Origin of the sequence: Nocardia sp. CC227C, assembly GCF_030767025.1 — a bacterium.
Classification (GTDB): Bacteria; Actinomycetota; Actinomycetes; order Mycobacteriales; family Mycobacteriaceae; genus Nocardia.
This window is the reverse complement of record NZ_JASITE010000016.1, coordinates 23020-44940: the sequence shown is the minus strand read 5'-3', so window position 1 is coordinate 44940 and position 21921 is coordinate 23020. Positions and strand designations below refer to the sequence as shown.

General features: G+C 69.4%; 13 protein-coding genes. 6 read left to right on the top strand and 7 right to left on the bottom strand.

Going from position 1 to position 21921, the window contains the following annotated elements:
- Position 1 precedes the first annotated feature (1 nt).
- The gene (locus QMO76_RS27825; RefSeq protein WP_306364302.1) at positions 2–343 is read right to left on the bottom strand and encodes a YbaB/EbfC family nucleoid-associated protein; all 342 of its coding nucleotides are present in this window, start codon (positions 341–343) and stop codon (positions 2–4) included.
- A gap of 127 nt (positions 344–470) precedes the next feature.
- On the opposite strand from QMO76_RS27825, the gene QMO76_RS27820 reads away from it, so the two are divergent.
- Positions 471–1283 carry a MerR family transcriptional regulator gene (locus QMO76_RS27820; protein ID WP_306364301.1) on the top strand — a complete coding sequence of 271 codons (813 nt, stop codon included), beginning with the start codon at positions 471–473 and terminating at the stop codon, positions 1281–1283.
- Between the two features lie 9 nt (positions 1284–1292).
- On the opposite strand, the gene QMO76_RS27815 is transcribed toward QMO76_RS27820, so the two are convergent.
- A complete protein-coding gene (locus QMO76_RS27815) occupies positions 1293–1727 on the bottom strand; it encodes an SRPBCC family protein (protein WP_306364404.1) in 435 nt (144 codons plus the stop codon).
- A 278-nt stretch (positions 1728–2005) separates the two neighbouring features.
- On the opposite strand from QMO76_RS27815, the gene QMO76_RS27810 reads away from it, so the two are divergent.
- Positions 2006–3442 carry an FAD-binding oxidoreductase gene (locus tag QMO76_RS27810; RefSeq protein ID WP_372342104.1) on the top strand — a complete coding sequence of 479 codons (1437 nt, stop codon included), beginning with the start codon at positions 2006–2008 and terminating at the stop codon, positions 3440–3442.
- Entirely contained in the window at positions 3439–4755 is a 1317-nt protein-coding gene (locus QMO76_RS27805; protein ID WP_306364300.1) for a class I SAM-dependent methyltransferase, read from the top strand. The genes QMO76_RS27810 and QMO76_RS27805 overlap by 4 nt, the downstream gene beginning before the upstream one ends.
- Positions 4756–4776: 21 nt before the next feature.
- On the opposite strand, the gene QMO76_RS27800 is transcribed toward QMO76_RS27805, so the two are convergent.
- The 4 genes from QMO76_RS27800 to QMO76_RS27785 all read right to left on the bottom strand — a co-directional run bounded on the left by QMO76_RS27800 (position 4777) and on the right by QMO76_RS27785 (position 16238).
- Positions 4777–8283 (bottom strand): serine/threonine-protein kinase, encoded by a 3507-nt coding sequence (locus QMO76_RS27800; RefSeq protein WP_306364299.1) that lies wholly within the window; start codon positions 8281–8283, stop codon positions 4777–4779.
- 371 nt (positions 8284–8654) lie between these two features.
- Positions 8655–10808, bottom strand: coding sequence for a 3-hydroxyacyl-CoA dehydrogenase NAD-binding domain-containing protein (locus QMO76_RS27795; RefSeq protein ID WP_306364298.1), 2154 nt, complete (start codon positions 10806–10808; stop codon positions 8655–8657).
- 111 nt (positions 10809–10919) lie between these two features.
- Complete coding sequence (locus QMO76_RS27790) at positions 10920–12131, bottom strand: acetyl-CoA C-acetyltransferase (protein ID WP_306364297.1); 1212 nt, start codon at positions 12129–12131, stop codon at positions 10920–10922.
- Between the two features lie 255 nt (positions 12132–12386).
- On the bottom strand, positions 12387–16238 hold the full coding sequence (locus tag QMO76_RS27785) for a DNA polymerase III subunit gamma and tau (RefSeq protein WP_306364296.1): 3852 nt from the start codon (positions 16236–16238) through the stop codon (positions 12387–12389).
- Between the two features lie 443 nt (positions 16239–16681).
- On the opposite strand from QMO76_RS27785, the gene QMO76_RS27780 reads away from it, so the two are divergent.
- Positions 16682–17563, top strand: a complete 882-nt coding sequence (locus tag QMO76_RS27780) for a hypothetical protein (RefSeq protein ID WP_306364295.1) — start codon at positions 16682–16684, stop codon at positions 17561–17563.
- Positions 17564–17670: 107 nt separating this feature from the next.
- Complete coding sequence (locus QMO76_RS27775; protein ID WP_306364294.1) at positions 17671–18972, top strand: ammonium transporter; 1302 nt, start codon at positions 17671–17673, stop codon at positions 18970–18972.
- 58 nt (positions 18973–19030) lie between these two features.
- Here QMO76_RS27775 and QMO76_RS27770 read toward each other — a convergent pair whose 3' ends face one another.
- The gene (locus tag QMO76_RS27770) at positions 19031–20233 is read right to left on the bottom strand and encodes a neutral zinc metallopeptidase (RefSeq protein WP_306364293.1); all 1203 of its coding nucleotides are present in this window, start codon (positions 20231–20233) and stop codon (positions 19031–19033) included.
- Positions 20234–20311: 78 nt separating this feature from the next.
- On the opposite strand from QMO76_RS27770, the gene QMO76_RS27765 reads away from it, so the two are divergent.
- Positions 20312–21910: a DUF2207 domain-containing protein gene (locus tag QMO76_RS27765; protein WP_306364292.1), complete on the top strand. Its 1599-nt coding sequence runs from the start codon at positions 20312–20314 to the stop codon at positions 21908–21910.
- The last annotated feature ends 11 nt before the right edge of the window (positions 21911–21921 follow it).

Below are 21921 nucleotides of genomic sequence, written 5' to 3'. Positions count from 1 at the left end.
ATCAGAGGCCGGGCAGCGCGCCGCCGCCCATGCCACCCATGCCGCCCGCCAGCGGACCCAGCCGCTCGGCGGCCAGGTTCTGCGCATTGGCCATGGCGTCGTTGACCGCGCCGATCACCAGATCCTGGAGCGTTTCCACATCCCCCGGATCGACAACCTCGGGATCGATGTCCAGCGACAGCACCTCGCCGGTGGCACGAATCTTGGCGCGCACCAGCCCGCCCCCGGCCTCGCCCTCCACCTCGGAGGCGGCGATCTCCTGCTGCGCCGCCATCACCGCTTCCTGCATCTGCTGGGCCTGGGCGAGCAACGCCTGCATGTCGAACTGTCCACCGGGTTCCACGGACGTGTTCCTCTCTGAGTGGGGATCGTTCCCCAGCGTAGTCGTGCGCGCGACGATGGTGACCCGCGCGGCCCCACTCACCGAGGGTCGTTGACTCTCCCCCGGTGGGAAGGTGTTCCCTGGTGACATGACAGCGATCGTTCCGATCGGGGAGTTCTCCCGGCTCACCCATCTCAGCGTGAAGGCACTGCGGTACTACCACGACATCGGACTGCTGGAGCCCGCGGTGGTGGACGCGCACAGCGGGTACCGGCGGTATTCCACGGATCAGGTGGAACGGGCGCATCTGATCCGGCGCCTGCGGGATCTGAATATGCCGCTGCCGGAAGTCCAGGAGGTGCTGGCCGCCCCGGACCGGGACGCGCGGGACGCGGCGCTGCGCGGACATCTGGAGCGAATGGAGGCGGAGCTGCTGCGCACCCGCGACGTGGTGGCCTCGCTGCGCGCGCTGCTGACGCCGTCCACCGCGGTCGCCGTGGAATACCGTTCGGTCCCGAGCTTCCCCGCCCTGGCCATGGCCGAGTCGGTGGCGTGCGATGGCATCGACGCCTGGTGCGCGACGGCGTTCACCGCGCTCACCGAATCACTCGGCGCGGCCGGGCTCACACCCGCGGGCCCGGCCGGGGCCACCTACGCGGTGGAGTTCTTCGAGCAGGCCAAGGGCGAGGTGGTCGCCTACATTCCCGTCGCCGAGCGCGACCGGGAACGCGCCGCCGCGCTGGGCTCGGTCGTCGACCTCCCGGCCCGCCGCTTCGCCATCGCCGTCCACCACGGCCCGTTCGAAGACTTCGACCGCACCTACGGCGCCCTCGGCAGCCACGTGGCCGAACACGACAGCGCCCTGGCCGAACCCATCCGCGAGGTTTACCTGATCGGTCCGGGTGACGCCGCGCCGGCCGACTACCACACCGAGATCTGCTGGCCTATCGGCCGACTCTGAGCCGGGCTCTCAGGCCAGTTCGCGCTTCAGGTTCTCCAGCACCTCGGCCTGGATCTTCTTCAGGCCGAGCGGGGCGAAGATGCCCTCGAAGATGCCGCCGATGCCGCCCGCGCCCTTCCAGCTGGTGCGCACGGTGACCAGGGAACCGCCGCTCTCCGGGGTGACGGTCCAGGTGGTGACCATGGAGGAGTTCGAATCCCGTTCCGTCACCATGGAATCCGAGACCGAGATGGCGGCGCGCACGTTGCGGGAGCGCTTCTCGGTGGCCTGGAGCGTCCACTCCGCCACGGTGCCGGTGCCCTTGCCGCCCTCGACCACCTTGTAGTCGCGGTAGTGCGAGGAGAGGATGCGCGGGCGCACCGTCTCGTAGTCCGCGATCGCTTCCAGCGCCCGCTTCGGTTCGGCCGCCACCACGATCGAGCTGGACGCGCTGACCTGTCCCACCATGAGCTCCTTACTGATTCCCGGCTCTCGGCCTTTTGCCGCTCGGTTATGCTACGCCGCCGCCGGTGCGACGGGATCGGTCCGCTCCGATGTCGGGGCGACATGCCGGATCGTAAAGTTAGCTAGAGTAACTATCATCACGGCTCGGGTTGGAATATTCTCGCCCCGCCGCAGGTAGCGCCCCTCGACGCGGATGCAAACTGTGCGTGAAAAACCGCCCCGCCGGTGCGATCCTGCTGGCCGACTCGCCGGGTCCGCGATAGGTTCCAAAGGTGGCAGTGAGTCTGTTGGGGAAGGCCGGCCGCGCACCGGCCGCAGTGGAATCGGGTTTCGCCGCGCACGAGGCAGGGGTCGAACGACTGCTGGCGTCCTATCGCGCCATTCCCCGCGATGCCGATGTCCGGCTGGCGAAGAAAACCTCCAATCTGTTCCGGGCGCGCGCCGAGAACCGCGCCCCCGGACTCGACGTCTCGGGATTGACGAAGGTCATCGCGGTCGACCCGGAGGCCCGCACCGCCGACGTGGCGGGGATGACCACCTACGAGGACCTGGTGGCCACCACGCTGCCGTACGGACTCGCCCCGCCGGTGGTGCCGCAGCTCAAGACCATCACGCTGGGCGGCGCGGTGACCGGCCTGGGCATCGAATCGACCTCCTTCCGCAACGGCCTGCCGCACGAATCGGTGCTGGAGATCGACATCCTCACCGGGTCGGGCGAGATCATCACCGCCACTCCCGACAACGAGCACGCCGACCTGTTCCGGGGATTCCCGAATTCCTACGGCACGCTCGGCTATTCGACCCGCCTGAAGATCGAACTGGAACCGGTGCCGCCCTACGTGGCCCTGCGCCACCTGCGCTTCCACGACCTGGGCGAACTCGAGGCCGCCATGGATCGGATCGTCACCGACCGCGCCCACGACGGCGAGCGGGTCGACTACCTCGACGGCGTGGTGTTCACCGCCGACGAGAGCTACCTGATCCTCGGCCGGCAGACCGACGAGCCCGGACCGGTCAGCGATTACACCGGTATGGACATCTACTACCGGTCCATCCAGCACGACGGACCCACGCCGAAGCGCGACCGGCTCACCATCCACGACTACCTGTGGCGCTGGGATACCGACTGGTTCTGGTGTTCTCGCGCGTTCGGCGCCCAGAATCCGCGGATCCGGCGCTTCTGGCCCCGGCAGTACCGGCGCAGCAGCTTCTACTGGAAGCTCATCGCCCTGGACCACAAGTACGACATCGGCGACAAGCTCGAGGCCCGCAAGGGCAATCCGCCGCGCGAGCGGGTGGTGCAGGACATCGAGGTGCCCATCGAGCGCACCGCGGAGTTCATGCACTGGTTCCTGCGCGAGATTCCCATCGAGCCGATCTGGCTGTGCCCCCTGCGCCTGCGCGACACCGACCGCGAGCAGGGCGACCGGCCCTGGCCCCTGTACCCCCTGGAGCCGAAGCGGACCTATGTGAACGTGGGCTTCTGGTCGGCCGTCCCGACCGTGCTCGGGCAGCCCGAGGGCGCGGCCAACCGCGCCATCGAGCGGAAAGTCTCCGAACTGGACGGTCATAAATCCCTGTACTCGGATGCCTACTACGGCCAGGATGAGTTCGCGGCGCTCTACGGCGGGCACACCTACACCGGGCTGAAGGAACGCTACGACCCCCAGCATCGATTACTGGATCTGTATTCGAAGGCGGTGCAACGCAAGTGACGACATTCAAGGATCGTTCCGATGTCTTCGCGGAACTCGGAACCAAACTCACCATTGCCGAGATCTTCGAGACCCTGATCGACGGTGACATGCCCATCCGGTTCACCGCCTACGACGGCAGCACGACGGGGCCCGCGGATTCGGAATTCGGCCTGGAGATCAAGAACCCGCGCGGCGTCAACTACATCGCCACCGCCCCCGGCGACCTCGGGATGGCCCGGGCCTACATCGCCGGTGACATGGTGGCCCACGGTGTGCACCCCGGCGACCCGTACGCGCTGCTGAAAGCCATGGCGGGCCTGAAGTTCCGCCGTCCGACCGCACTGCAACTGGTGGTGATCGCCCGCTCGCTGGGCTGGGAGCTGATGAAGCCGGTGCCGCCCCCGCCCCAGGAGGCGATGCCGCGCTGGCGGCGGGTGGCGCTGGAGGGGCTGCGGCATTCCAAACTGCGCGACGCCGAGGCCATCCACCACCACTACGACGTGTCGAACACCTTCTACGAGTACGTGCTCGGCCCGTCCATGACCTACACCTGCGCCGCCTACGACAACGAGGAGCAGACACTCGAAGAGGCACAGGAGAACAAGTACCGGCTGGTCTTCGACAAGCTGCGGCTGCGGGAAGGCGACCGGTTGCTCGATATCGGCTGCGGCTGGGGCGGCATGGTGCGCTACGCCGCCAAGCGCGGGGTCAAGGTCATCGGCGCGACGCTGTCGGCCGAGCAGGCCGAATGGGCGCGGCGGAAGATTCGCGAGGAGGGCCTGACCGACCTCGCCGAGGTGCGCCACTCCGACTACCGCGACGTGCCCGAGGGCGACTTCGACGCCATCTCCTCCATCGGCCTCACCGAACACATCGGCGTCGCCAACTATCCCGCGTACTTCAGCTTCATGCAGTCGAAGCTGCGCGACGGCGGCCTGTTCCTCAATCACTGCATCACCCGGCCCGACAACACCCGCACCACCAAGGCGGGCGATTTCATCGACCGCTACGTGTTCCCCGACGGCGAGCTGATCGGCTCCGGCCGCATCATCTCCGAGATCCAGAACGTCGGCCTGGAGGTTCTGCACGAGGAGAACCTACGCCGCCACTACGCCCTCACCCTCGCCGAATGGTGTGACAACCTGGTCGAGAACTGGGACAAGGCGGTGGCCGAGGTCGGCGAGGGCACCGCCAAGGTCTGGGGCCTCTACATGGCGGGCTGTCAGCTCGGCTTCGAACGCAATGTGGTGCAGCTACACCAGGTGCTGGGCGTCAAGCTCGGCGCCGACCAGGAATGGACGGTGCCGCTGCGCCCCTGGTGGCAGCCCTAGACCTCGCCGCGTACCGCCCCGTCACAGCAGTGAGTCCAGGAACCGGCGGGGCAGCTCCTGCGGCTCCTGTCCTCCGGTGCCCAAAGGCATTTCGTGGCGCAGGGTGCGCAGGATGCCGAGAACGCCCGGACCCGCGTCGAGCAGGGGCCGGGGCCAGCCCAGTTCGGCGCAGCGCACCACGGCCGGGGTGAGCACGCTGATGGATTCGCCCGCCCAGCCCGCGGTGGAGAGGCATTCGGCCAGCAGCAGGGCGGCATCCAATTCGGCTCGGGGGCGGCCTTGTTCGCGGATGCGGGCGTGCAGGGCGCGGGCGCGTTTGACGGCGGTGTCATCGGTGCCGAGCGGGGCGATGTCGTCGGCGCCGAAGTAGCCGTCCGAACCGCGGTAGTGACGGGCGAGCAGCGCGCGGATGGTGGCGATCTCCTCGGCTTCCGCGGTGAGCCAGGCGGTTCCGGTGGTGTGGCGCACGGCGCGCACCAGCGGTTCGGTGACCTGGCCACCGGTGAGCGGATCGGGGGGCAGACCCAGGCGCAGGCGTTCGGCGCGGATGTGGGCCGCGAGGCGGGCCACCTTGCGGTCGGCGGCGATGCGCGCCCCCTCGTCGAGGCGGGCGGCGGCGGTCTCCGGATCACCGCGCACGGCCTTGACCCGAGCACCGATCACGAAGGTGGTGATCAGGAAGTCCACCGGGCCGATTCGGGCCGTCAGCTGGTGGCTCTGATCGAGCAGCCGTTCGGCGGCCTCCAGATCGCCGCGCCGATAGGTCAGCTCACCCAACAGCGCCGCCGCCACCCGCACCGCATGCGAGCGCGGGCCGGACCGATCCCGCGCGGTCTGCCACGCCTGCTCGAAAGACCTGGTGGCGGTGGCGATCTCGAGTTGCTCGTAGGCCGCGGCGCCGAGCCCGCACAACCCGAGCACCTCGCCCAGCGGATCGGCGGAGCGCGCGTGATAGGTCGCCGCCCACTCCTGCATCTCCCGTGCGCCGTCGAAGTCGAACGCGCACAGCCGCACGAAGGACGCCAGATTCGCGGCCGTGGACACCGTCCACGCGGGCAGCTCGTCGGCCAGTCGCAGACATTCGGCGATGCGTTCGGCCACCCCCTCGGTGCGGTCGCGCGCCACCTGGTCGACCGCCGCCAGCACCGCGGCCTGACAGCGCTGCCGTACCGCCTCGGCGTCGGTCGGCGAGGTGCGGGCGAGCAGATTCGACAGCCGCCCCAGCGCCGTTCGCGCCGCGCTCGACTGCTGTAGGTTCACATTCGCCCGCGCCAGGGCCATGAGCAGCTTGGAACGCGAAGTCACCTGCTGCACCGGCAGTTTCGACACGGTGCCGAACAGGGTCGCCAGTCGGGAGCGGTCGATGAGGTCCATGCCGCCGTTCTCGACCAGATCCAGCGCCATCTTGAAATCGGCGGCGGCCAGCGCGTGATCCACCGACTGACGCAGCATATTGTGCTCGGCGAACCAGCGAGCCGCCTTGCGGTGCAGTGTCTTCTGCTCGCCCGGCGCGGTACGGTCCAGCCGCGCCCGCAGCTGTTCGGCGAACATGGGCTGCATCCGGAACCAGGTCGGATCGTCGTCGAGCCGGTGCAGGAACAGCTCACGCTCCTCCGCCTGCTCCAAGAGTCCGGCGGCATCCGGATCGCCGGTGAGCGCGGCGGCCAACGAGGCGTTCACCCGTTCCGGCACCGCCACCGCGCTGAGGAAGCCGAGCATGCGCGGTTCCAGCGCGTCGAGCACGTTCTCGGCGAGATATTGGCGAATCGCCTTGGTATCGCCGGACAGTCGCGCGATGAGCTGTTCGGGGTCGTGCTCCTTGCGCAGTGTCATGCAGACCAGTTGCAGGGCGGCGGGCCAGCCGTCGGTGGCGGTGTGGATCTGCTCGACCTGCCGGTCGGTGAGATCGCAGGTGGACCGGTCGGCCAGCATGCCCCGCGTCTCCGCCTCGGTCAGCCGCAGCTGCCCCGACCCGATCTCCACCAGTTCGTCGGCCACCTGCATCCGGCTCAGCGGCAACCCCGCCCGCTCCCGGCTGGTGACGACGAAACGCAAGTGATGGCAGCCATTGTCGAGGAGCGCCTCCATCACCCGCTGCGCACCGGTGTCGGTGATGCGATGCCAGTCGTCCACCACCACGACCACGGTGGACCCACCGGCGTGTAACTCGTCGATGAGCGTGGACACCGCGAACGGCACCGCGTCGGCGGGCCGCTCCTCGAGGACCTGCTCCAAACCCGCGCCGATCTCGGGCCGCACCCGCCGGATGGCGGCGATGATGTGGGCGAGCAGCCACACCTCGTTGTCGTCGTCGCTGTCGATGCCGATCCAGGCCACCGCCACGCCGCGATCGGTGAGTTCGGCACACCACTGGGCGGCCAGGGTGCTCTTGCCGAAGCCCGCCGGGGCGTGGATCAGCGCGAGCCGCCGCTGCCCGGCCGACCGCAGCGGCTCCAGCAGCCGGGGGCGCGCCACCGGTTCCCGCGCCGGGGTGGGCGGCCGGAATTTGGTGACGGCGGTGGGCGGCAGCGTGGTGCCGGTATGGGCGACATGATTGCCGGTGGCGGTGCGGTTCTCGCCGAGCGGAGGAAAGCTCAGCGACCGCCGCGGCGACGTCACCACCGTGCCGCTGCGCACCGGCGAATACGGTTGGGCGGCCTGCGATTCCGTCGCGGCATCCGGATCGGACGGGCCGCAGTCGAGCAGCGCCATCTCATCGGGAACCTGACCGTGCTCACGCTGCACCGTGCGCAGCAGCTCCCCGAACTCCACCGCGCTGGCGGGGCGGTCGCGTGGATCGGGCGCCATGGCCGCCTCGATGGCCGCGGCCACGTCGGCGGGGATGTCCTGCTCGCGCAGATCCGGCAGCGGCTGGCTGGTGATGCGCAGGAATTGCGAGACGACCTTCTCCCCCACCTTCCGTTCGAAGGCGGCGTGCCCGGTCAGCAGGGCGAACAGGGTGGCTCCGAGACCGTAGACATCCGAACGCACGGTCGGCTCCTCGCCCTTGAGCACCTCGGGCGCGGTGAAGGCGGGCGACCCGGTGATCATGCTGGTCGAGGTGCGGAATCCGCCCGGAATGCGCGCGATGCCGAAATCGGTGAGCTGCGGTTCCCCGTACCGGCTGAGCAGGACGTTCGCGGGCTTCACATCGCGGTGCAGCACGTCCGCCCGGTGGGCGCTCTCGATGGCTCCGGCCAGTTTGACCCCGACCCGGACGGTATCCGACCAGCTCAGCGGACCGCGTTCGCGCACAAGCCGCTCCAGTGAGCCGTGCGTGGCGAAGGGCATGACGATGAACGGCTGCCCGCTCGCCGTCACGTCCACCTGCAGGATGTCGACGATATTGGGATGCCCGGAGAGCCGCCCCATGGCCTGTTCCTCGCGCAGGAAGCGCTCCCGGCTCTCGGCGTCGATCTCCGAGGACAGCACCTTCACCGCGACCTCGCGGTCCAGGGCGCGCTGGGCGCAGCGGTACACCACGCCGAACCCGCCCCGTCCGATCTCCTCGGCGTCGAAGAGTCCCATCAGCTCGAGCTCGTCGACCAGGCCGACCGGAAGGTAGTTCTGCGTGTTCGTGTCGGCTGGAGTTGTGTCTGCCCGGGGTTTCCCCGAACGTGACCGTGGATTCATCTCCGCCCACCTCGAACTCGGAACCAGCGCATACCGAACGTACGGGCCAGTCCAGCGTTCTACCCGCGCATATTTCAAACGTAGCGCGGGGCCGCGGGGCGTGTGGACGATTCGCCGCGTCTGTCGGCGTGCCGGCCGATTCGAAGCAGCAAGGTCAGCAAACGGAACACGGCCCGGACCGCGATATTCGCGATCCGGGCCGTGTGGTTCACCCCGGCAGACACGGTACGCACCGTGTCAGTGGCGCATATGCGCCCGCAGGAGAGTTACTTGCGCAGCGACGCGGGCACCTGGAAGCGGTCGCCGAACTTGGCGGCCAGCTCGTCGGCACGGGCCACGAAGGCCTCCTGCCCACCCGGGTAGCCCACGATGAACTGGTGGGTGCCACCGGTCCAGGCCGGGAAGCCGATGCCGAAGATCGAACCGATATTGGCGTCGGCGGTCGAGGTCAGCACGTTCTCGTCGAAGCACTTCTGGGTCTCGATGGCCTCCGCGAACAGCATGCGGTCCTTCAGATCCTGGAAGGTGACGCCCTCGGGCAGCTCGGTCGAGGTCTTGAACAGCGAGCGCAGCTCGGACCACAGGCTGGTGGCCTTGCCGTTCTCGTAGTCGTAGAAGCCCGCGCCGCCGGCCTTGCCCTTGCGGTCGAACTCGCCCACCAGCTTGTCCAGGATTCCGGCGGTCGCGGCGGAAGCGGCGTCGATCTCGCCGCCCGAAGCCTGGAGGGCCTCCGCGGTCTCCTTGTAGATCTTCTGCATGGTGGTGAAGTTCAGCTCGTCCGACAGCTTCAGCGGAGCCGCCGGGTAGCCCGCCTGCAGACCGGCCTGCTCGATGGTCTGCGGGTCGATGCCCTCGTCGAGCATCTTGATGGCCTCGTTGATGAACTTGCCGATGACGCGCGAGGTGTAGAAGCCGCGCGAGTCGTTGACCACGATCGGGGTCTTGCGGATGGCGAGGGTGTAGTCGTACACCCGGGCCAGCGCCTCGTCGGAGGTCTTCTCGCCCTTGATGATCTCGACCAGCGGCATCTTGTCGACCGGCGAGAAGAAGTGGATGCCGATGAAGTCCTCGGCCCGCTTCACACCGGTGGCGAGCAGGGTGATCGGCAGGGTCGAGGTGTTGGAGCCGAGCAGCGCGTCGGCGTCCACGATGTCCTCGATCTCCTGGAAGACCTTGTTCTTCAGCTCCGGGTTCTCGAACACGGCCTCGATGACGAAGTCGACGCCCGCGAAATCCTTGGCGTCGGCGGACGGGGTGATCCGGTCCAGCAGCGCCTTGGACTTCTCCTCGGTGGTCTTGCCACGCGAGAGGGCCTTCTCCTCGAGCTTGACCGAGTAGTCCTTGCCCTTGTTGGCGGCCTCGATGGTGACGTCCTTGAGGACGACGTCGATACCGGCCTTGGCGGTGACGTACGCGATGCCCGCGCCCATCATGCCCGCGCCGATCACGCCGACCTTCTTGATCTCACGCTTCGGCACGTCCTTGGGACGCGAACCGCCGTTGTTGATCGACTGCAGGTCGAAGAAGAACGCCTGGATCATGTTCTTCGCGACCGGGCCGGTCAGCAGGGAGACGAAGTAGCGCGACTCGATCAGCGAGGCGTTGTCGAAGTCGACCTGCGCACCCTCGACCGCGGCGGACATGATCGCGCGCGGCGCGGGCATGTTCTGGCCCTTGATCTGCTTGCGCAGGTTGGCCGGGAAGGCCGGGAGGTTGGCGGCCAGGGCCGGGGTGGACGGGGTGCCGCCCGGGATCTTGTAGCCCTTGACGTCCCAGGGCTGCACACCGGAGTCCGGGTTGGCCTTGATCCACGCCTTGGCGGCCGGGACCAGTTCCTCGACGGACGCGACGACCTCGTTGACCAGGCCGGTGGCCTTGGCTTTCTGGGCGTTGAACTTGTTGCCCTGCAGCAGCACCTGCATCAGGCCGTTGGCGATGCCGAGCATGCGGGTGACGCGGGTGACGCCGCCACCGGCCGGGAGCAGACCGAGGGAGACCTCGGGCAGGCCGACCTGCGCGCCCTTGACGTCGGCGATGATGCGGTAGTGGGTGGCCAGCGCGATCTCCAGGCCGCCGCCGAGGGCCGCGCCGTTGATGGCCGCGACGACCGGCTTGCCCAGGGTCTCCAGACGACGCAGGTCGTCCTTGATGAAGGTCAGCTCCTCCATGATGGCCGCGGCGTCCGCCGGGGTGGTCTGCATCATGTTCTTGAGGTCGCCGCCGGCGAAGAAGGTCTTCTTCGCGGAGGTGATGACGACACCGGCGATGTCGTCCTTCTCGGCCACGAGGCGGTCCACGGTGGCCCGCATCGAGTCCTTGTACAGCTGGTTCATGGTGTTGGCGCCCTGGTTGGGGTCGTCCATGGTCAGCACGACGATGCCGTCGGCGTCCTTCTCCCAGCCGATCATGTTCTCAGTCATTGATTCTCGTTCTCCTAGAGAAAAGTCTGTGTCGATTGCGACGTTCGCTTGGGCCCTACGTGGTTACGCAAGCTGCCGCCTCCGGGCCCAGCGCTCACGTCGCGGCGGGCGTCAGACGCGCTCGATGATGGTGGCAACACCCATGCCGCCGCCGATGCACAGGGTCACGAGCGCGTAGCGGGCATTGCGACGGTGCAGCTCGTCGACCATGGTGCCGGTGATCATGGCGCCGGTGGCGCCCAGCGGGTGGCCCATGGCGATCGCGCCGCCGTTGACGTTCAGCTTCTCGTCCGGGATCTGCAGGTCCTTCTGGAACTTCAGGACGACGGAGGCGAAGGCCTCGTTGATCTCGTAGAGGTCGATGTCCTCACGCTTCAGACCGGCCTTGGCCAGGGCCTTCTCGGCGGCCGGGGTCGGACCGGTGAGCATGATGGTGGCGTCGGCGCCGGAGGTGGCGGTGGCGACGATGCGGGCGCGCGGGGTCAGGCCCGAGGCCTTGCCGGCGTCCTCGTTGCCGACCAGGACCAGCGCGGCACCGTCCACGATGCCGGAGCTGTTGCCGCCGTGGTGGACGTGGTCGATCTTCTCGACATAGGTGTAGCGCTGCATGGCGACGGCGTCGAAGCCGCCCATGTCGCCGATGCCCGCGAAGGACGGGTTCAGCTTGGCCAGATCCTCGACCTTGGTGCCGGGGCGGCGGTGCTCGTCGGTGTCCAGCACGGTCAGGCCGTTGATGTCCTTGACCGGGACCACGGAGTTGGCGAAGTAGCCGTTCTTCCACGCGGTGTCGGCCAGCTCCTGCGAGCGCACGGCGTAACCGTCGACGTCCTCGCGGGAGAAGCCCTCGATGGTGGCGATGAGGTCGGCCGAGATGCCCTGCGGGACAATGTAGTTGTCGAAGCTGGTGGCCGGGTCCATGAACATGGCGCCGCCGTCGGAGCCCATCGGCACGCGGGACATGGACTCGACGCCACCGGCGACGACCAGATCGTCGAAGCCGGAGCGGACCTTCTGCGCGGCCAGGTTGACGGCCTCGAGGCCGGAGGCGCAGAAGCGGTTGATCTGGATGCCGCCGACGGTGTCGGGCAGGCCGGCGGTCAGCACGGTGGTGCGGGCGATGTCGGCGCCCTGGTCACCGACCGGCGAGACGACGCCGAGGATGATGTCCGAGATGCGGTCCTCGTCCAGGTTCGGGAACCGGTTACGCAGCTCCTGGACCAGACCGGTGGTCAGGTCGATCGGCTTGACCGAGTGCAGCGAGCCCTTCTTGTTGCGGCCGCGCGGAGTGCGGATGGCCTCGTAAATGTAGGCCTCTGTGGTCATATCGGAGTTGTCCTCTCTGAAGGTGCGCCGTCACCGCGTTGTGCGGAGCGGCCGCGGTTACCTCGCCGACCGGCCTTGTCGACCGACCGTCCTGACGCTGTACAAACCGCGTCACGAACCGGCTTGTTGACGCTCCGGTAGCCCTTGCGCCTGGGCATACCTTAGAACCTCGCCGAGCCAGAACTCACGGCCACCCGATCATAGTACCGCCGTATGCGAACTCCGGTTAACTTAATGTGCCTCACACGGGGTCTGTCAACCCTCCAGCGGGGTTGCGCCCAACTCCGACCGCAAGAGCTCCAAGGCCATCTCATCCGGGTCGCGGCGATCTCCGGCCGGGACGGGCACGGCCGCGTCGGCCAGCATCTCCCGCTCCTCCTCCTCTGTCGAAGCAGGTGGGACCCTGTCATAACCTACCGGCGAGTAGTCCGACGGCCCCGGGTCATCGGGAAGGTCCGGCCCGTCGGGCAGCGGAATGTCGTCGTCCGGCGGGGCCGCCGGAGCGCCTCCGGACGATTCGCCATCCCGGGAACCCGAGGACGGCGCACCCCAGCCGCCGGACGTATCGGTCCGCGGTTCGGCCGCCCCCGCCGCGGCGGCCTTGGCCTGACTCGGCCGGGAGAACTTCGGCGGAGCCTTCTTCGCCGGAGCCGGTCCGCCCCCGACGCCCGCACCGCGCCCGGCGTTCCCGGCACTCCGCCCGGCGCCGCCCTGCGCCGCGCCCCCGACCTCCCAGCGCACCTCGAACTCCCGCCCGAGCACCGCCCGCACGGTGGAGCGCACCGCCTCCAGATTCTTGGCCTCCGACAACCGCTGCGCCAGCGCCGCGTGCTGATGCGCCAGCACGATCACGTCACCCTCCACCCGCGCCACCGCGGCGGCGGCCAGCAGGGCGGGCAGCGCGGGTCCGAACTCGCGGACCTTCGCCTTGATCTCGACCCAGGCACCCTCCACCATCGCGGTCACATCGGTGCCGGCGGCCGCGGTGTCGGCACTGTCGTTGGCGGCGGTGTCGTTGGCGGCAGTGTCGGCAGTGCCGTTGGCGGCAGTGTCGGCGGTGCCGTTGGCAGCGTGGGCTGTGCTGGTGTGGGCGGTGTCTCCAGCCGTGTCCGCACCCGCCGACTCCGCCGCTCCCGCGAGCAGGTCAGCGTCCGCGCTCGCGCCCGCGCCTTCGGGTCCCCCCGCACCCGCCGCGTGTTCCGCACCCGCGGCCATCGCGGCGGCAGCACCCGGCCCGGCATCCGGCCTACCACTGCCCGCCCCGGATTCCGCCGTGCCACCGACCACTTCAGGCGCACCGGCCGGTTCCGGCGCGACCGACGCGCTGTCGCCGGAAAACCCACGGGCCCCTTCTCCGGCCGTGCCGAATGCGCCGGACTCGGCAGCGGGTTCGACAGCCCCGGTCTCATCGACAGCGGCCCCGACGCGACGATCCGCGGTTGCCGCCGGATCCGACACGGCCCGGGCCTCCGCCCTTCCGGCCGCCCCGGCCGAATGCCCTACCGGCGCAACGGCAGCGTTCGCGCCCGTACCGGTGAAATCGCCACCGGTCGACGGATCGGCCGACCCGGCTGATTCCGAATCGCCTTCCGGCGCGAGCGCGTCGGCGGTCCGGTGCTGCGTCGCAGTGCTCGCGTCGACGGCCCGGTCACGCGGCTGCCCGTGCTCCCCAGCCACACCGTGCTCCCCGCCACGGGAGGCACCGCGCCCGGCAGTGGGATCGGCCGATGCACCCGAATCCTGGAGTCCGGCAGCGATCACGGAGGCGGGCACGGCCTGCGTGTCCACCCCTTCGGCGGGAGTGGCGGTGCCCCGCGACGCGCCGTCCACGGCACCCTGCGCGGCGGCACCACCGATGCCCTCCGACGCCTGTTCGCGGGCGGGCGCATCCGATCGCGTGGCCGGGCTGTCGTCCCGTGCGGCAGCGGAGGGCTGCGTGGCGCGTTGCGCTGCGGCGGGCGCACTCGTTCCGATGGCCGAATCCGCCCGTGCCCCGGGGGCGCCGGTGGCATCCGGGGTGGCCGGGCCCGGGCCGTGGACGACGGACGCGGCGGAGCCCAGCAGTTCGCGCAGGGCGGCGGCGTCCTCGGTCAGCACCGTCTGGATTTCGGCGGTGGCGGCCGGGGTGAGGGTGTGCAGGCGGGCGGCCCAGCCGGTGAGCTTCTCGGTCCACTGCGGCTCGGCGACCGCGCGGGCGCTGGCGTAGCCGACCAGCATGAGCAGGGTTTCGCGGGCCCGCTCGAAATCGGCGGACGCGCCGGACGGCGCGGACGAAACCGGTTGGGCGGCAGCCGAAGTAGCGGCATCCGAAGCAGTGCCAACCGAGCCGGTGCCAACCGGAGTGGTGCCAACCGAGGCGGCCGGAGATCCGGCCCCCGACTCCGCGCCGCTCCGGGTAGCGCCGCCGCCCGGGGTAGCGGTCGTTCCGGAGGGTGACTGCTGTTGTGAGGCAGCGGTATTCGGATGGCCCGTGGCTTTGGGCGAGTCGGACGGGCCACCGGTCACGGGGTCGAGCTCGGGTGGGCGGGCGGCGGAGGTGCCGGACGGCAGGCGCGCCGAGGACTGCCGGGCCGCCGGGTCGCCCGATTGCCCGGTGTCACCGAGTTCCGGCGCGCCGCGACCCGCGTCGGCCGCGCCGCCACCCGGATTCGCGACAGGGCGTGCGCCGTCCGGTGCGGCGTAGGTACCCCCCGGCTCGCTGTTCGGGGAGGTCGGCGCGGGATAACCCGCCGCGTGGTTCGCCGGCGCGGTTCCCGACTTCTCGGCGCGCAGAGCGGCGAGGGCTTCCGCGCCGCGGCGGCGCGGCGACCCGCCGGGGTTCGGCTGCGCGGCGGGGGCTCCGGCCGCGGACTGCGCACCGGGGTGCGGGGGCGCGCCACCCGCGGAGCCTGGGTTGCCGGCGGCCGGGTCGCCCGCGGTGGTGTTGCCGGAGGCCGGGGGCAGGGGTGCGCCGCCCGCGAGGCGGCGTTCGATGCGTTCCAGGCGTTGCAGGGCCGCGGATTCGGTGTCGGTGGCCGAGGGCAGCAGCATGCGGGCCGCGATGACCTCGAGCAGCAGGCGGGGGGCGGTGGCGCCGCGCATTTCGCCGAGACCCTCGTGCAGGAGTTCGGCGTAGCGGGTGAGGGTGGCGGGGCCGATGGCGTCGGCCTGGACGCGCATGCGGTCGAGGACGTCGCCGGGGCCGGAGACCAGGCCGCGGTCGGTGGCGTCGGGGACGGCGCGCAGCAGGATCAGGTCGCGGAGGCGCTCGAGCAGGTCGGTGGCGAAGCGGCGCGGGTCGTGGCCGGATTCGACCACCCGGTCGATGACACCGAACAGCGCGGCGCCGTCATCGGTCGCGAGCGCCTCGACGGCGTCGTCGATGAGGGCGATATCGGTGACGCCGAGCAGCGACACCGCGCGCGGATACGTGACCCCCTCGGATCCGGCGCCGGCCAGCAGCTGGTCCAGCACGCTGAGGCTGTCGCGCGGCGAGCCGCCGCCCGCGCGAATCACCAATGGGTACACCGATTCCTCGACCTGCACCCCCTCCTGATCGCAGATGCGGCCGAGCAGCGCGCGCATGGTGGCGGGCGGCAGCAGCCGGAAGGGGTAGTGGTGGGTGCGGGACCGGATGGTGGGCAGCACCTTGTCCGGTTCGGTGGTGGCGAAAACGAAGATGAGGTGGGCGGGCGGCTCCTCCACGATCTTGAGCAGCGCGTTGAATCCCGCGGTGGTCACCATGTGCGCCTCATCGACGATGAACACGCGGTAGCGGGATTCGGCGGGCGCGTAGAAGGCGCGGTCGCGCAGTTCGCGGGTGTCGTCGACGCCGCCGTGGCTCGCGGCGTCGAGTTCGATGACATCGAGATTGCCCGGTCCGCCCGGTGCCAGCGCCACGCACGACGAACACACCCCGCACGGCGTGGACGTCGGGCCCTCCACACAGTTGAGCGAGCGCGCCAGGATGCGCGCGGATGAGGTCTTGCCACATCCGCGCGGTCCCGAGAACAGGTACGCATGACTGATGCGGCCGGTGTCGAGCGCCGTACTCAGGGGATCGGTGACGTGCTCCTGCCCCACGACTTCAGCGAACGTTGCCGGTCGGTACTTCCGGTAGAGAGCCACGGCCAAGAGGCTACCGGCGGACACCGACAGCGCATGCGCCGATGTCCCGACCCGGTTCGGCGCGTCCGATTCGACCGAAAATCCGTCCCTATTCCCGTTTACCATCGGCACGCAAACGTGATGTGAATCACGTCAGAACCGGGCGCCCCGTTCGCCGACGTCACGCAGTCCCCCGGTGCGGGAAGAATGCACAGCAAATTCTCAGCGTAGTTCGGGAACGGAATTTGCCGGACAACGCTGTAGTGCATGATCGTCGTCTACAGACCTGCGCCCGGTTTCAACTCGGCATTACGGACATAACGATACCGTCAACGGATGCGGCAAGATCGCAATTGCTTGGCTACCGTGGACATCGGCAACTTCGGTAGCCAAACCTTCATCAGGTTGGTGTCCCCGGCCGGTCCCTCATCCCGACCGGGGCGCAACCAAATCTCTCGGAGGAAATGCCCAACGTGCCGTCGCATGACGACATCGCAGCCGCCTGGCTTTCCGGTACCGAATTCGCCGGCAATCGAACCGCGGCCGACCTGCTGAGCCGGGCCATCAGCCCGCGGGAATTCGATCTGAACCGCGAGTCGCTGCCGGTCACGGCAGCCGCCGACCCCGCCACCGCCGGTGCGATCCTCGAACTCCTGCATCGCGGCCAGGTACCCACCCTGCCCGCCATCCGCACCCTGATCACCCAGAACGACATGCGCCGCGAGGCCGACCGCATCGAGCGGCTCGGTCGCCGCGCACAGCGCGGTATCGACGATTTCGGCCGGGTGATCGCCACACTGACCGACGAATACTGGACACTGCACGGAAAGGGTCCGACCCGCCGCGACATCCTGCTGTCGGAACCCGTTGTGGCACTTGTTCGCGAGTACGTCGGCGATATTCCGCCGACCGCCGTGAAACATCTGTGGCTCATCGAGCGCGCCCAGCGCGCGGGCTGGATCGCCTACAACGATTCCCCGCGCTCCCTGTGTGCCGGTCGGCGTTTCTATTCGGCGAAATACGGAAATCGGGTGTCGCTACGGCCGGTGAACGCGATCGGCACCCTGGTGGCCGCGTATCTGCGCGATCAGTTCGCCGAACACGACCGCCCGCCGCGCTGGTCGGTGCTGGCCCATGAACTGCGCGACGATCGCGGGCGACGGGTATTCAACGACACCGCCGATGCCCGCGCCCAGCAGCAGTGGATGACGACCGCGGAATGGATGGTGCTGCGTGACGACGGTCTCCCCCTGCCGGGACCGCGCGGTCTGCGCGCACTGAACAAGAAATCCCGGCGTCCGGCCCAGGAAAAACCGCGTTCCGGCGCGCGTGTGAGCATTTCGTAACATCCCGTGCACAATCCGTAACACACGGACTCTCTTCGTAACAGCACGGAAACGTGAGGTTTCGGTAACTTCCCTGAAACGCGAAACGCGTGGAAGGAGTTACCCCCGTGCCCACAATCGACGCCGCCGCCACCGCGTGGTTGCTGGCCAGCACCGCGCTGGTGCTGCTCATGACGCCCGGCCTGGCGATCTTCTACGGCGGCATGGTGCGCTCCAGCGGCGTGCTCAACATGCTGATGATGAGCTTCATCTCCATTCCGCTGGTCACCGTGGCGTGGTTGCTGGTCGGCTACACGCTGGCCTTCGGTCCGGACGCGGGCGGGGGATTCATCGGCGGACTCGATCATTTCGCCCTCTCCGGATTCGATCCGGCCACGGTGCGGGTGACCGATACCGAGGCCGGCACCGGCATTCCGGATCTGCTGTTCGTCACCTTCCAGCTGACCTTCGCCATTCTCACCGTGGCGCTGGTCAGCGGCGCCATCGCCGATCGCGCGAAATTCTCCGCGTGGATGATTTTCGTGCCGGTCTGGGCGACGCTGGTGTACGCGCCGATCGCGCACTGGGTGTGGAATTCCGAGGGCTGGCTGGCCGAATTCGGCGCGCTCGACTACGCGGGCGGCCTGGTGGTCGAGATCGCGTCCGGCGCTTCGGCGCTCGCACTGGCGTTGGTGCTGGGTCCGCGCGTCGGTTTCAAGATGGACGCCATGCGGCCGCACAATCTGCCGTTCGTGCTGCTCGGCGCGGGCCTGCTGTGGTTCGGCTGGTTCGGATTCAATGCCGGTTCGGCACTGGCGGCCGACGGCACCGCCGCCGCGGTCTTCCTGAACACGTTGGTGGCCGGCTGCCTCGGCATGCTGGGCTGGCTGGCCGTGGAGCAGGTGCGCGACGGTCGCCCGACCACCTTCGGCGCGGCGTCGGGCGTGGTGGCCGGTCTGGTGGCGATCACGCCGTCCTGCGGCTTCGTGAACACCCTGGGCGCGATGGCCGTGGGGCTGGCCGCGGGTGTGGTCTGCGCGTTCGCGGTGGGCTGGAAGTTCAAGGCCGGCTACGACGATTCGCTCGATGTGGTGGGCGTGCACTTCGTCGGCGGCGTGGTGGGCACCATGCTGATCGGTCTGCTCGCCACCGAGACGATGACCGGTGCGGGCGGCGCGGCGGGCCTGTTCCACGGCGGCGGGCTCACCCAGCTCGGCAAGCAGGCGGTGGGCGTCCTGGCGGTGGCCGCGTGGGCCTTCGGCATCTCGTTCCTGATCGGCAAGGTGATCGACGCGACGATCGGCTTCCGCGTCTCCCGCGAGGACGAGGTGGGCGGCATCGACTTCGCCCTGCACGCCGAGACCGCCTATGCCGAAGGGGTGCACGGACATTCACCGCGCCGCAGCGGTGAGGGGCCGCTCGGGCACTGATCCCGCGGGGTCGCGATGCACGACTCGAGTCCGTCGCCCCGCGACGGGCTCGAGTTCTTCAGTTCACCGCGCTCGCCGGGGCGGTGAAGGTGTTGCACGCGAAGGTGCGGTTCTCGTCGAGACCCACCTCGAACCAGGCTCCGCCGTTCTGCGTGGTGCCGTGGTCGCGCATATCGCCCGGCGCGTCACCGCGGTGGTAGGCGTCGTTGCGCGCCACGCTGATCTGCGCCGAGGTGAGCGCACCGCCGCCCCGGGAGGACGACAGGTACATGCCGTCGAAACAGTTGGCCTGCAACTCGGTTCGGCGCGACAGCTCGAGACCGGTGTCGGAGCGGACGCCCGCCTCGCGCCGCTGCGCGTGCACCTTGCCGAGGATGCCGGCCTGCGCCTGCACGTGGTGGCCGTACTCGTGTGCGAACACCGACAGGTAGACCACCCAGTTGTTCTTGAAGACGTCGGTCTGCAACTGGCTGATCGGCATGTAGATGGTCTTGTCGGCGGAGCAGTAGAAGGCGGCGAAATTGCTGCTGTTGCCGGTGCACAACGTGGTGATGCCGGTGGTGGAGGCGGTGACGTCGACCTTCGGCGCTTCGAAGGACAGCCCCACTTCGGCGAACACCGCGCGCCAGCCCGATTCCAGACAGATCGCGGCCGAGTCGAAGAAGGCGCGGGCCTGATCCACCCTGGTGCTCCACGGCGCGTAATCGCAGTCCGCCGGAACGAGAGTGGCGTCGGTATCGGTGAGCAGCGGATTGCCCGCCGTCTCGGCGACGCCGAGTGCTCCGACATCGGGGCCGTATCCGGTGTCCACCGAGTCGCCCGCCCCGATATTGTCCAGTCCGGTGCTGAGGGCGGTGCGCAGCAGCACGCCGGTCACCACCACGATGACGATCAACAGCACTGTGCCCCAACGACGGCGGCGCGGCGGCGGGGTCGGACGCACGGTGGGGCCGTAGGGGGTGGGGCCCTGCGGTGCGGGCGGCGGGGTCTGCGGGCGCTGGCGCGGTGTGTAGCCGACCGGGGGCAGCGGCGGCGCGAGCGGGATGCCGTACGGCGATGCCTGCGGTCCGGCCTGTCCGGGGCGCGGCTGGTACCCCGGTGGCGGCGGAAATCCCTGACGCTGTGGATAACCGGGACCTGGACGCTGTGGATAACCCGGGTCCGGGCGCGGGCCGGGAGTGCCGGGACGGCGGCCGGGCGGCGGCGGAACGGGCCGCCCGCCTGGGGAAATCGGTCCCTGCCCGTACGGTGGTCGAGTCATTCCCCCGGACCCCCTCGTCACCTCGATATCACCGACAGCCGCTGAGGAAGGATAGCAAGCTGTCTAAAGTACCCTTCCATGCAGATTTTTCGGGGGGGCTTGGTCGTCATGCTGCTCGCCCTGGCGAGCCTGCTCGCCCCGGCCGCCCAAGCCCAGCCCGCTCCGGATGGGGTGCGGATCGTCGCCGCTGTCGACCTCGGCGATGACGGGCTGCTGCGGGTCACCGAGACGGTGACGGTGCCCGAAGGTGAGGAGTTCCGCCAGGTACTGCCGCTGCGGGTGCAGGTCAGCGAGAGTGTAGCGCGCACCTTCCGGGTGACCGACGTGCGCTCGACCGGCCCCGGGGAGGCGACCGTCGCCGACGACCGCTTCACCGTTACCGCGCGCCCCGGGGAGTCGACGTTCGAGTACACGGTGCACAACACGGTCAGCGATACGACCGGAGCGCAGGTGTTCCACTGGACCGGTGTGCTGAACACCGATGTGGCGTCGGTGCTGGCGACGGTGAGCAGCCCGGACTTCCGCATGGGCGTGACGAAGTGCACCATCGGGCCGCCCGGGCAGCCGCAGGACTGCGCTGATATCCGTGTCGAACCGGACGGTTTCGCCCATCTGGAGAAGACCGATCTGCGCAAGGGCGATGTCATCGATGTAACCCTGCAACTGCCGCCCGGAACGGTGGCGGCCAATGCCGATATCGACGATGCCGACGCGCCGGGTCCGTTCTCCGTCACGACTCCGGTGCTCGCCGCCTTCGCGGTCCTGCTGCTCGGCCTGGCGGTGGCCGCCGGATTCGTGGTGTGGTCGCGCGGGCAGGCCGCGCCGCAGGACGCCGAGATCGTCGATCCGCTGCTGCGCGAGGGCAAACGAGTGCTGTTCACCTCGCCGGACGGGGTGCTGCCGGGTACGGCGGGGCTGCTGCTGGACGGCTATGTCGATCCGCATGATCTCGCCGCGACGGTGGTGGATCTGGCGGTGCGGCGGTACCTGTGGGTGACCGCGATCGACGACACGGATTGGCGGATCACCCGGCTGAATCCGGCCGACGGACAGCTCACCGACCATGAGCGGGCGGTGTACGCGGCGCTGCTGCCGGAGGGCGCGGAGTCGGTGCTGCTGTCGGAGCTGCGGGGACGCTTGGACGCCACGGCGGTGCGCAAGGCGCTGGTGGCCGACGCGGTCGCCCAGGGGCTGTACGTGGACCGCGCCCGCCGCGGCACCGAATTCTGGCTCGGGGTCGGGCTGGTCACCGTCGGCGCGGCGGCCACCGTCGGGCTGGCGCTGGGGCCCGGTCACGCCCTGGTCGGGGTGGCGATCGCGCTCGGCGGTGTGGCGGCCCTGCTGCTCCCCCGCTATCTGCCCGCGCGCACCGCGGCCGGTCGCGAACTCACCGACCGCGTGCGCGGCATGCAGCGTGCCCTGGACGGGCTGTCACGCGAGCAGATTCCGCCGCCGGACCAGGAACTGGTCTTCTCCCGCGCACTGCCCTTCGCGGTGGCCGCGGGCCGCACCGACCACTGGACCCGCGCCTTCCGCGACCTCAACCCGCACTCGGACGGCCGTCCCGGCCTGTACTGGTTCGGCGGCTTCGAACGCGACCGCGACCTGTATCAGTTCGCCGGACACTTCCCGTACTTCATCACGGCGTTGGAGGGGTTGTTCACGCCCGGGAAGTAGCGCGGCGGACC